Source organism: Lacrimispora sp., assembly GCF_032078915.1.
Classification (GTDB): Bacteria; Bacillota; Clostridia; order Lachnospirales; family Lachnospiraceae; genus Lacrimispora.
Genome location: NZ_DAMAUN010000011.1, coordinates 20,571 through 31,948, shown reverse-complemented (window position 1 = coordinate 31,948; position 11,378 = coordinate 20,571). Strand labels below are relative to the sequence as shown.

11 protein-coding genes are annotated in these 11,378 nt (G+C 46.6%); 7 read left to right on the top strand and 4 right to left on the bottom strand.

What is annotated here, in order from left to right; genetic code table 11:
* The first annotated feature begins 140 nt into the window (after nucleotides 1–140).
* Together RT269_RS06540 and RT269_RS06535 are read left to right on the top strand one after the other, a co-directional pair.
* Nucleotides 141–581, top strand: coding sequence for an FMN-binding protein (locus RT269_RS06540; protein ID WP_025231729.1), 441 nt, complete (start codon nucleotides 141–143; stop codon nucleotides 579–581).
* A gap of 130 nt (nucleotides 582–711) precedes the next feature.
* Entirely contained in the window at nucleotides 712–2,100 is a 1,389-nt protein-coding gene (locus RT269_RS06535) for an MATE family efflux transporter (protein WP_313181375.1), read from the top strand.
* Between the two features lie 80 nt (nucleotides 2,101–2,180).
* On the opposite strand, the gene RT269_RS06530 is transcribed toward RT269_RS06535, so the two are convergent.
* Both RT269_RS06530 and RT269_RS06525 read right to left on the bottom strand, forming a co-directional pair.
* Entirely contained in the window at nucleotides 2,181–3,053 is an 873-nt protein-coding gene (locus RT269_RS06530; RefSeq protein ID WP_313181374.1) for a YitT family protein, read from the bottom strand.
* Nucleotides 3,054–3,070: 17 nt separating this feature from the next.
* Nucleotides 3,071–3,229 carry a hypothetical protein gene (locus RT269_RS06525; protein ID WP_313181373.1) on the bottom strand — a complete coding sequence of 53 codons (159 nt, stop codon included), beginning with the start codon at nucleotides 3,227–3,229 and terminating at the stop codon, nucleotides 3,071–3,073.
* Between the two features lie 252 nt (nucleotides 3,230–3,481).
* Here RT269_RS06525 and RT269_RS06520 point away from each other — a divergent pair, with 252 nt between their 5' ends.
* On the top strand, nucleotides 3,482–4,891 hold the full coding sequence (locus RT269_RS06520; protein ID WP_313181372.1) for a spore germination protein: 1,410 nt from the start codon (nucleotides 3,482–3,484) through the stop codon (nucleotides 4,889–4,891).
* Here RT269_RS06520 and RT269_RS06515 read toward each other — a convergent pair.
* Nucleotides 4,876–5,730, bottom strand: a complete 855-nt coding sequence (locus RT269_RS06515; RefSeq protein ID WP_313181370.1) for a PHP domain-containing protein — start codon at nucleotides 5,728–5,730, stop codon at nucleotides 4,876–4,878. The genes RT269_RS06520 and RT269_RS06515 overlap by 16 nt on opposite strands.
* A gap of 206 nt (nucleotides 5,731–5,936) precedes the next feature.
* On the opposite strand from RT269_RS06515, the gene RT269_RS06510 reads away from it, so the two are divergent.
* The 4 genes from RT269_RS06510 (at nucleotide 5,937) to RT269_RS06495 (ending at nucleotide 9,717) form a co-directional block, all read left to right on the top strand.
* A complete protein-coding gene (locus RT269_RS06510) occupies nucleotides 5,937–6,872 on the top strand; it encodes a MurR/RpiR family transcriptional regulator (RefSeq protein ID WP_313181369.1) in 936 nt (311 codons plus the stop codon).
* The gene (gene murQ / locus RT269_RS06505; RefSeq protein WP_313181368.1) at nucleotides 6,829–7,734 is read left to right on the top strand and encodes an N-acetylmuramic acid 6-phosphate etherase; all 906 of its coding nucleotides are present in this window, start codon (nucleotides 6,829–6,831) and stop codon (nucleotides 7,732–7,734) included. Before RT269_RS06510 ends, murQ begins: the two co-directional genes overlap by 44 nt.
* Before the next feature lie 38 nt (nucleotides 7,735–7,772).
* Nucleotides 7,773–9,209 (top strand): PTS transporter subunit EIIC, encoded by a 1,437-nt coding sequence (locus tag RT269_RS06500; protein ID WP_313181367.1) that lies wholly within the window; start codon nucleotides 7,773–7,775, stop codon nucleotides 9,207–9,209.
* A 103-nt stretch (nucleotides 9,210–9,312) separates the two neighbouring features.
* Nucleotides 9,313–9,717: a DUF3842 family protein gene (locus tag RT269_RS06495; RefSeq protein WP_313181366.1), complete on the top strand. Its 405-nt coding sequence runs from the start codon at nucleotides 9,313–9,315 to the stop codon at nucleotides 9,715–9,717.
* Nucleotides 9,718–9,775: 58 nt separating this feature from the next.
* On the opposite strand, the gene guaB is transcribed toward RT269_RS06495, so the two are convergent.
* A complete protein-coding gene (gene guaB / locus RT269_RS06490; RefSeq protein WP_313181364.1) occupies nucleotides 9,776–11,230 on the bottom strand; it encodes an IMP dehydrogenase in 1,455 nt (484 codons plus the stop codon).
* Between the last annotated feature and the right edge of the window lie 148 nt (nucleotides 11,231–11,378).

Sequence of the window (11,378 nt, the reverse complement as noted above, 5' to 3'; positions counted from 1 at the left end):
CTCCTTTCCTAATGTAAAACCAAAACTCGTGTTCGTTTATCATCTTAACACAGATTTCCTCCTCCAACAATGAAATCTTAGGTATGAAACCCCCGGACCCATTCATACATTATAACAAAACTGTACGGAGGGCCTTTTTTATGAGCTCTAAAACAAAAATAGTTGTTTTACGAATGAAGGAAATCATCTATACTGCAATCTTCGTTGGCCTTGGAATCCTACTCATCACTTTGTTTTTAGTCATGTTCCGCCCGAAGAAGGATGCTGTTCCGACTTCCGGCGATCCTGTGCACTATGTTCCGGGAGTGTATTCCTCTGTCATTACGTTGAACAGTCAGGATATCAATGTGGAGGTTACGGTTGACTCCAAAAAAATCACTTCCGTTACCCTGGTTCCTTTGAGCGAAGCCGTCACCACCATGTATCCCCTGATGCAGCCGGCCATGGATAACTTATCACAGCAGATTATTAATAACCAGTCCACAAAGAACGTATCCTATGCAACCGAATCCCGCTATACTTCGGGAGTGCTTCTAAAAGCCGTGGATCAGGCCATTGCAAAAGCGCAGATAACGGAGTAAGGCGGGGATTGTATTTTTCCATTTTTGACAGTATAATGGAAAAAAAGAATACATAATTACTTGAATGAGGAAACACCCTAAGGGTATCCCTCTATGCCCGGAAACCGCGGGCAGGAAAGAGGAAATAAAGATGAACCGGAATGCGGACATAACAGATGCACATAAGCAAAATCAGATTACAGAGGGAGTGATTTGGAAACAGCTTCTTCTGTTTTTCTTTCCCATTTTATTTGGAACTTTTTTTCAGCAGCTTTATAATACCACCGATGCGATCATTGTTGGGCGATTCGTTGGAAAAGAAGCACTGGCAGCCGTTGGAGGCCCTACGGGACCCCTTATCAATCTTTTGATCGGGTTCTTCATAGGGCTTTCATCCGGTGCCGGTGTCACCATCTCCCAGTTTTTCGGTGCCGGACAGGAGGAAGAAGTAAGCCGGGCGGTCCATACTGCCATCGCATTTTCCATCGTATGCGGAGCGGTTATCATGGTTATCGGCATTCCGGCAACGCCTTACGCCTTAAAGGCCATGGGAACGCCTGATGATATCCTGCATTATGCGGTCCTGTTCATGCGGATCTATTTTGTAGGAGTGATCCCCAATCTTGTTTATAATATGGGGGCAGGAATCCTTCGGGCCATTGGAGATTCCAAACGCCCGCTTTATTTTTTGATCGCAAGCTGCTTTACCAATATCATCCTGGATATCATATTCGTCGTTTACTGTCATATGGGCGTTATGGGAGCTGCCCTTGCCACCATACTTTCCCAGCTCCTCAGCGCTGTTCTCGTGATTCTTGTTTTAATCCGGACAAGGGGAGCTTACCATTTAAACCTAAAAGCCGTGAGGATCGACCGGGATATGCTGCGGCGCATCATAAGGATCGGATTTCCTGCGGGACTTCAATCCGTTATGTACTCCTCTTCCAACATCATCATCCAGTCCAGCGTTAATACTCTGGGAACCGACACCATTGCCGCATGGACAGCCTATGGAAAGATAGACAGTGTGTTTTGGATGATCATCAGCGCCTTCGGTATCTCCGTCACTACCTTTGTGGGGCAGAACTACGGAGCCGGAAAAAAAGACCGGGTCTACAAAGGAATCCGGGTCTGCATGGCTATGAGCTTTACCGCGGCCATCGCTCTCAGCATTCTTTTATATACCTTTGGAAATTACGTTTATCTGCTGTTTACCACCGATGCGGCCGTAATTGAAAAAGGAACGGAAATACTCCGTTACCTTGCTCCCACATTTTTTACATATGTCTGCATCGAAATTTACTCCGGATCCCTTCGGGGAGCCGGTGACTGCTGGATTCCCATGATCCTCACCAGCCTTGGGGTCTGTGCGCTCCGTGTGATCTGGATCTGCGTGGCAGTTCCCCTGCGTCCTACCATTGAAACTGTGATTTTCAGTTACCCATTGACCTGGGCTATTACCTCGTTATTATTCATCATATACTTTAACTGGTTCGGCAAATTGAGGAGAAAAAGGCTTCCCGCTTTTTTAAAAAAATAACTGTTATAAAACCTCAGCGAGACATTTACTGCATGTTTAGGCAGTAAATGTCTCGCTTCCGGTTTAAGGGCCTGCCGGGATCATTCTAAGGGAGCCCTGTAAAAAGTCCCGTAAAACTGCTGGGTTTTAAACATGTTTACGATCACATGCTCATCCACCTCATGAAACAGCTCTACAATGTCGGCCACCTCATAGGAAGACACCACGGTATGAAGAAGGTACATCTTCTTCTTGCTGTAGCCTCCCACTGCATCCACGCAGGAAATTCCATGATGGAATGCCTCTACGTATTTTCCAGCAAGCTTTGGGCCCTGGGCTGTGGTGATCTGAAGGGTAACTCTTTCGTATCTGTGATGAAAGGTAGAGATAACTTTCGTTCCTACAAACTGGAATAAAATGGAATACCCAGCATAATCCCACCCGAAGATTCCTCCGAAAATACAAAGCAGAATCACATTTCCTATAAAAACCTCGGACCAGATGGAATTGCCCGTCTTATTGGAAACATACAAGGCGATGAAATCCGTTCCCCCGCTGGAAGCATTGCCGCGAAGAGCAAGAACAATGCCAAACCCATAGAGTACGCCGCCGTAAATAACATTTAAAATCCTGTCATCAAATATAGGTGAAAAATTAAATATCCTTAAAAATGCACTGGCTAAAAAAACCTGCATCAAGGAAAAAAAAGTAAACCGTTTGCTGATATTCCTGCTGCAGGCCCATGCAACCGGAATGTTCAAAACAATCATGCCCAGGGAAGTAGAAAAATTAAACCCATACAGGGACGTCACCCGGTCAATTAAAATTGCAATGCCCGTAAATCCTCCTGACAGAAGACCAGCAGGCTGGATAAACGCCTGAATAACATAGGTCTGTAAAAGTGCGGAGAATACAACTGCCATGGTCGTCATCGCATTGCGGACGCGCTTATCTCTCCTAAGTTTCTTCCACATAAAATTCCTCCTCATCATTACATGATATTATATGTAAATCCTTCTCTTGTATCAAATTTTTTTAAATTAATAGAGGATTGCCCTTCCCCCACAGAAGGCAATCCCCCGTCACGATCTGAAACCGTCACATTATTCAGTTCTGCTACCTGGCATCCCCATGCCAAAATCACGCACACAAGGAATTCCTTTGTGCTTCTCACATGGACGATAATACCATCTATTGCCTAAAAAGTCAACGTTTTTAGTACATTTTACTAAATGACTTTTTATAAAAAAGGGCCATTTTAATATCTTTTCATACAAGATCAAGTCGAAAGTCCTCGGAATACGTACAGAATTTATAAAACATAATTTCATGGAAAATGCGCATACTTATTTTATTACCGCCCGCACTATGGACATTTTTTATTTGCAAGGAGATAATCGCCATGGAATTTTCCAACAGCCTTTCCAATACTATGAACTACTTAAACACAAAGATTGATGTAGCCGGAAACTTTGACATCGTTTACCGGACCTTTTATATCGGGGAACAGGAAGCCTGTCTTTACTTCATTGAAGGATTTACTCAGAGTGATGCGTGGCAGAAGATCCTTGACAACTTATTATCCATTCCGGCAGAGGATATGCCGCCGGATGCCCATGAATTTTCCAAAAGGTTTCTCCCTTATGGACAGGTGGGTCTTGTAAAAGACGATGAAACCATGATCGAACAGCTTTTGACCGGAGTATCCTGTCTGTTCGTTAACGGGTACGACAAATGCCTGACCGTGGACTGCCGCAGTTATCCAGCCAGAGGCGTCTCAGAGCCGGAAAAAGACAAAGTTCTAAGAGGATCAAGAGATGGATTTGTAGAAACCCTGGTTTTTAATACCGCTCTTATCCGCCGCAGGATCCGAGATCCCAAGCTTACCATAGAAGTCATGAATGCCGGAGAAAGCTCCCACACGGATATCGCCATCTGCTATTTCAAGGGGCGGCATGATGAAAATCTTTTAACCATGATCAAGGACCGGATCAGCAAGCTTAAGGTCGATGCCCTTACCATGAACCAGGAAAGCCTTGCAGAGTGTATCTATCCCCATAAATGGTTTAACCCTTTCCCCAAATTCAAATATTCCGAGCGGCCGGATACTGCCGCTGCTTCCATATTGGAAGGAAACATTGTCGTCCTGGTGGACAACTCTCCCTCAGCCATGATATTACCTTCCTCTGTCTTTGATATCATCGAAGAAGCCGATGACTATTATTTTCCTCCTGTGACCGGGACTTACCTTAGGCTGTCCCGCCTGGTCATTTCCATTCTGACCTTGTATTTAACACCTACCTGGCTGCTTTTTATGCAAAATCCGGAAATAATCCCCTCCTGGCTGCAATTTATCCGCTTATCTGAACAGCCCCAGGTTCCCCTGCTTTTCCAGCTCCTGATTCTGGAATTTGCCATTGACGGTCTGAGGCTTGCCGCCGTCAACACTCCCAGTATGCTGACTACTCCCCTCAGTGTGATCGCCGGTATTGTACTGGGTGAATATTCCGTAAAATCCGGCTGGTTTAACAGTGAGACTATGCTTTATATGGCCTTTGTAACCATCGCCAACTATTCCCAGTCAAGCTTTGAGCTGGGTTATGCCTTTAAATTCATGCGTTTGATCATGCTGATCACCACCGCCCTGCTGAATTTCTGGGGATTCGTGGGCGGCGTTGCGCTTTCCTTATGCGCAGTTGTGTTTAATAAAACCATAGCCGGAAAAAGTTATATCTATCCCCTGGTTCCATTCCACCTTTCAGAACTGAAAAAACGGTTCTTCCGGGGAAGGCTTCCTCACAGGGAGAAGTAACCGGTTAACAGATGCTTTAATCCTTCCGCCAGTTCTTCCGGCATCTCCTCAGACCCCGGAAGAGCTGGCTGCTTCATGTAAATTCCGTGGTAATCGCTGCCGCCGGTGACCATTAAATGCCGGTTCTCTGCCACTGCCAATAATTCTTTCCGGACATCTTCCGGGTTATCATGATGGTACACTTCAACGCCATCCAGACATTCTTCTCTTAAAAGGGCATCATAAAGCTGTCTGTCCTTTCTCTTTATCTTCCCGGGGTGAGCCAAAACCACATTTCCCCCAGCCTCCTTTATCATCCCACATATCTTATAGAAACTTCTATAAGAAAAACGATCCTCTTCCTCATAGGGAGCTCCCTTTCCAAAATAAAGGGGCAGGCTCTTCATAATATCTTCTCTTCTAAGGAATCCATGGTCCGCCAGAACTCCCAAAAGCTTTGCCCGGTAAAGCGGTCCGCCTCCAGCCTTTTCGAAAAACTCTTTTTCTTCGATCTCTATACCAGCCTGCTGCATCTTTAAGATCTGATGCCTTGACCGTTCATTCATCTGTTCCAGAAAGCTGTTGGAATACCCACGCAGCTCCGGATTCTCCGGATCGATCCCATATCCCAGCACATGAAATTTCATTCCCTTCTCTGCCGCCGTAAACTCTGCCGCCGGTATAAAAGGAATACAATACTTTTTTGACGCCTTTTCTTCTTCTTTAAGGCCCAATACCGTATCGTGATCCGTTATGGCTGCTGCCCTAAGGCCCTGCTCCTTTGCCAGGGAGTAAATTTGCATTATGGTTTCACTTCCGTCAGAAAAACAGGAATGCATATGAAAGTCCGATTTCATCATTGACCTCCTTAAACGTAAGAGTTCTAATAGTCCTATTATAGACTTATCTTATATATAGGTCAACAAATTGCCCAATTTTTGGCATAGGGCAAGACAAAAACCAGACATTTCCTCCAATGTATGGTATAAAGTTTCATAAGAAGCCTAATGTCTTGAACTATTAATCCAAGCTGCATATACTAATACCACAACAAGGGGAAATAAAAATGAAAAGTGTACTGGTTCGTTTGCGAGAATATCAAAAAGAGATGAGTGTTGCAGAGACCGGTGTCGTACGGTACCTGTTAGACACGCCAGAGCAGGCGGTGAAGCTTTCGGTACACGCTCTGGCAGAAAAGGGGTTTTCTTCCTCTTCCACCGTTATCCGGCTATGTCATGAACTTGGTTTCTCCGGGTACAAGGAAATGAAGGCTGCCCTGATCTGTGAACTGGCCATCCGGCAGGAAAATACCAGGGAAAAAATGGAGGAGATCACAGAGAACGATACCCTGGAACAGATTGTCGACAAGATTACATATAAAAACATCGCCTCCTTAGAGGATAGCAGAAATTTAACCGATATATCCGCCCTTAAAAACTGCATTGACCTCTTATGCCAATGCCGCACCATCTGTTTATTCGGAATCGGTTCTTCCCTTCTGGTCGCCAGGGATGCCTATTTAAAATTCCTCCGGATCAATAAGCCCTGCATCTTAAATGATGACTGGCATTCCCAGCTTTTGCAGGCCCGTAACATGAGCCGGGATGATTTAGGACTGATGATCTCCTATTCTGGCAGGACCATGGAAATGATCGAGTGCGCAAGAACCATGCAGCAGGTAGGGGCAAGATTCATCCTGATCACCCGTTTTGCCGTATCACCGCTTTCGGAAATGGCGGATTACAATCTTTATGTGGCTGCCAATGAGTCCATCTTTCGGAGCGGAGCCATGGGAAGCAGGATCAGCCAGTTAAACATCATTGATATTCTGTATACTGCATACGCCAACCACAACAGCCAATATTCCCTGTCGCAGTGGCGCAAAACGCACATTTCCAAGAAAAATCCGTCGTATTTTGAACCTTTCGACGAAGCGTATAATGAGGAGGAAATCAATCATGGTAGATTTAAGCAAGATGACAACAGAAAGCCGCAATCCTGATACCATGGATTTAGACACCATGACACCTTTCGAACTGGTGACAGCCATGAACCAGGAAGACCGGAAGGTGGCGGAGGCTGTGGAAAAAGTCCTGCCGCAGACTGCCAAAGCAGTGGAATGGGTCTGTGAAGCTTTTGAGGCCGGAGGCCGGCTCATCTACATGGGAGCAGGGACCAGCGGGAGACTCGGTATCTTAGACAGTTCCGAATGCCCTCCCACCTTTGGGGTTGATCCGGGTATGGTCATCGGCCTGATTGCCGGCGGGGACAGGGCCATCAGGCAGGCAGTGGAAGGAGCCGAGGACTCTGAGTCTCTTGGCATTGAAGATTTAAAAGCCCTGTCCTTATCCCCAAAAGATGTTGTGGTGGGCATTGCGGCCAGCGGAAGGACGCCCTATGTATCGGCTGCCCTAAGCTATGCAAAAAGCATAGGCTGCCGGACCGTATCCATTGCCTGCAATGAGGGAAGCCTCATTGGAACTTATGCGGACTTAGCCATCGAACCGGTGGTGGGACCGGAGGTATTGACCGGCAGCACCCGGTTAAAAGCCGGGACCGCCCAGAAGATGATACTTAACATGATCAGCACCGGAGCCATGGTGGGCATCGGAAAAGCATACCAGAACCTGATGGTAGATGTGGTGCAGAGCAATGAGAAGCTGCGCTCCCGGGCGGAGAACATCCTGATGGCTGCCACAGAAATAACGCGTGATGAGGCCAGAAGGCTGTTAGACGAGGCAGGAGGGAGCGTGAAATTAGCCATAGCAATGAAACGAACAGGCGCAGGGCCAAAAGAAGCAGAAACGAAATTAAAGGAATCCCGCGGGCATATCCGCGAGTGTATGAAAGGGGATTCTGATTAACTATCAATTTAATCATTTCAACTATGGAGGTGTCTATTATGACAAATGAAGTATTGCTTCAAAAGATCCTGGAATTATCGGGAGGGAAAGAAAATGTTGCAGCTGCGGCCAGTTGCATGACACGCCTTCGCTTAAAGGTAAAGGATCCTGGTCTGGTGCAGGAGAAGGAACTGAAAGAGATTTCAGGAGTTCTTGGCCTGGTTGCAAACGGAATCGATGTACAGGTGGTCGTGGGGCCTGGAAAGGCAAGAAAGCTTATGGATATCTGCCTCGGCCTGGGGATCCCAAGTGAGCTTGGCGGCAAAGGGCTTTCCACCAATGCTTCCTGGCAGGAAAACAAAGAAGCAGTAAAGGCAGGCCAGAAAGGAAACGGGTTAAAGAGCAGCATACGGGTTATCTCCGATATCTTTATTCCTATGATTCCTGCTATCGTCGCAGCCGGTTTATGCAACGGTGTTGCCAATATCATCGGTCAGGGCGTGGAAGCTCAGGTATTGGGAGGCAGCTTCTGGACTCTTCTTGTCACCATACTGAAGCTGTTCGGCGGTGCATTTCTTAGTTATTTTTCAATTTTTACCGGTGTCAATGCAGCAAAAAGCTTTGGAGCGACGCCTGCCCTGGGCGGCATGATCGGCTCTATGAGCATTATGTCCCAGATCACGGATATATCAAAGTTCTTTGGTCTTTACAATGAACAGATCCCAAACAGCTCAACCTTAATTAGCGGCAAGGGCGGAATCATCGGCGTGATCATCGGCGTCTGGGTTCTCTCCAAAGTAGAACGCTGGGTGCGCAGGCATGTTCCCGATGTCCTTGATATCATGCTGACCGGATTCTTAAGCATTCTGATCACCGGAACCTTGTTTGTACTGGTGCTGATGCCGGCTGCCGGCTTTTTATCTGACGGTCTGGTCTGGGTATTATCTCTCCTTGTAAATTCCGCGAATCCGGTCGTCAGCGTTTTATCCGGTTACATCATGTCAGCCGTATTCCTTCCCCTGGTCCTTTTGGGACTGCATCATGGGCTGGTTCCCATCTATGCGGTTCAGCTGGAACAAATGGGCGGAGTCTCCTTATTCCCGGTTCTTGCCATGGCAGGAGCAGGGCAGGTGGGGGCTGCCATTGCCATCTATTTAAAAGCAAAACGCAGCGGAAACAAACGCTTAAAGAGCGTCATCATCGGTGCTCTGCCGTCTGGATTCTTAGGCATCGGCGAACCGCTTATTTATGGAGTTACTCTTCCCCTTGGTAAACCTTTCATAACTGCAGGATTGGGAGCCGGATTCGGCGGCGCTTATGTGATGCTCATGCATGTAAGAAGCATTGCCTGGAGCCCTTCGGGACTGTTAGCACTTCCCATCATGAGCAGCCCTGTTAATATGCTCAATTATTTTCTGGGCCTGGTGATCGCTTACATTGCCGGATTTATCATTACCAGCCTGTTTATCAAGGAAGATGAAGTTGCAAAAGCTTAAGCTTTCCCGCTGAATATGGCCCCTTATCAGACTGCCCGCCTGGCCTTTCACTTGATTTCTGTCCTTCCCTATAATACAATAGAGGGATAAGGAGGACGAATACATGAAAATCGTTATCATTGACGGGCAGGGCGGCAAAATGGGGCAGTCCGTCATCACTCAGTTAAAAAAGTCCTTTCCCAGTCTTTCAGTCATTGCCATCGGGACCAATTCCATTGCTACTTCCGCCATGTTAAAGGCAGGAGCCGATGCAGGAGCAACCGGTGAGAATCCGGTCCTTGTAGCCAGCCGGGATGCAGATATTATCATCGGTCCTATTGGGATCGTCATTGCTGATTCTCTCCTGGGAGAGATCACTCCAGCCATGGCTGAAGCCATCGGTAAAAGCCGTGCTTATAAGATCCTCATACCGGTGAACAAATGCAATCATTATGTAGTTGGCTGTGAAAACCTGACTTTAACGGAATCCATAGCCCTGGTAATCAAAGAGGTGGAGAATCATTTATGATCTCCACCTCTTTGATTATGAAAATGTTAGATTTACCTTCGGTTCATCAAGCAGTTATTTATTCATCAATGCTATAGTTTGGTGCTTCCTTTGTGATATGGATGTCATGAGGATGGCTTTCCTTAAGGGAAGCTGCCGTAATCTTTATGAATTTTCCGTTTTCCTGCATGTTCTTGATATTCATTGCTCCGCAGTATCCCATACCGGACCGCAAGCCGCCAAGTATCTGGAATACGGTATCTTCTACCAATCCTTTGTAAGCCACACGGCCTTCCACTCCTTCCGGAACCAGCTTTTTGGCATCCGTCTGGAAGTAGCGGTCTCTGCTTCCGTTTTCCATGGCAGCGATGGAACCCATACCACGGTATACTTTGTATTTTCTGCCCTGATACAGTTCAAAGGTTCCCGGGCTTTCGTCGCATCCGGCAAACATGCTTCCCATCATACATACGCTTCCGCCGGCTGCAATGGCCTTTGTTAAATCTCCGGAATACTTGATTCCGCCGTCTGCAATGATTGGTACGCCGTATTCCTTAGCTACTGCATAGCAGTTCATAACAGCCGTGATCTGGGGAACGCCGATGCCGGCTACCACACGAGTAGTACAGATCGATCCAGGACCGATTCCTACCTTTACTGCATCAGCTCCTGCTTCTATGAGATCCTTTGTGGCCTCTCCGGTTGCTACATTTCCTGCAATGACGGAAAGAGCCGGATAAGCTTCTTTGATCATTTTTACGCAGCGGAGAACGTTTTCGGAATGTCCGTGAGCAGAGTCTAACACTACCACATCCACTTTTGCCTTTACCAGGGCATCTACACGGTCAAGCACGTTGGCTGTAATTCCTACGGCAGCTCCGCACAGGAGCCTTCCTTGTCCATCTTTTGCGGACAACGGATATTTGATCTGCTTTTCAATATCCTTGATGGTGATAAGGCCCTTTAAATTAAAGTCTTCGTCCACGATCGGAAGCTTTTCTACCCTTGCTTTTCCAAGGATCTTTTTCGCCTCCATAAGGGTAATGCCTTCCCTGGCTGTTACCAGGTTTTCAGAGGTCATGCATTCCTTGATCTTCCTGCTGAAATCCTCCTGGAATTTTAAATCCCGGTTGGTAACGATGCCCACCAGCTTTTTTCCTTCTGTGATCGGCACTCCGGATATGCGGAACTTGCCCATAAGTTCATCCGCATCTTTTAATGTATGCTCCGGGGAAAGATAGAATGGGTCCGTTATGACGCCGTTTTCTGACCTCTTAACCTTATCAACCTCTTCTGCCTGCTCCTCAATGGACATATTCTTGTGGATAATGCCGATACCTCCCTGTCTTGCCATGGCAATTGCCATGCGATGCTCGGTAACGGTATCCATGCCTGCACTCATAAGCGGAATATTGAGCTTGATGGTCTTTGTAAGGTTGGTCGTTAAGTCAACCTGATTAGGAATAACCTCTGAATAAGCCGGAACTAACAGCACATCATCAAAAGTAATGCCTTCGCCAATTATTGTACCCATTAACTTTTCCTCTCCTTCTTTATATTTTTATTAATGAAACTAATAAGTCTTTTTACTTGTTAGTTACATAGTTTAACAAATTTTACAGGGGTTGTCAACGGACATTTTCCGGTTTCTTTCCGTCACTCATGGACAGTAAAGAAGTCTC

Coding starts and splice junctions, on each gene's coding strand:
- RT269_RS06540 (WP_025231729.1), top strand. CDS start 141: ATGAGCTCTAAAACAAAAATAGTTGTTTTACGAATGAAGGAAATCATC.
- RT269_RS06535 (WP_313181375.1), top strand. CDS start 712: ATGAACCGGAATGCGGACATAACAGATGCACATAAGCAAAATCAGATT.
- RT269_RS06530 (WP_313181374.1), bottom strand. CDS start 3,053: ATGTGGAAGAAACTTAGGAGAGATAAGCGCGTCCGCAATGCGATGACG.
- RT269_RS06520 (WP_313181372.1), top strand. CDS start 3,482: ATGGAATTTTCCAACAGCCTTTCCAATACTATGAACTACTTAAACACA.
- RT269_RS06515 (WP_313181370.1), bottom strand. CDS start 5,730: ATGATGAAATCGGACTTTCATATGCATTCCTGTTTTTCTGACGGAAGT.
- RT269_RS06510 (WP_313181369.1), top strand. CDS start 5,937: ATGAAAAGTGTACTGGTTCGTTTGCGAGAATATCAAAAAGAGATGAGT.
- murQ (WP_313181368.1), top strand. CDS start 6,829: ATGGTAGATTTAAGCAAGATGACAACAGAAAGCCGCAATCCTGATACC.
- RT269_RS06500 (WP_313181367.1), top strand. CDS start 7,773: ATGACAAATGAAGTATTGCTTCAAAAGATCCTGGAATTATCGGGAGGG.
- RT269_RS06495 (WP_313181366.1), top strand. CDS start 9,313: ATGAAAATCGTTATCATTGACGGGCAGGGCGGCAAAATGGGGCAGTCC.
- guaB (WP_313181364.1), bottom strand. CDS start 11,230: ATGGGTACAATAATTGGCGAAGGCATTACTTTTGATGATGTGCTGTTA.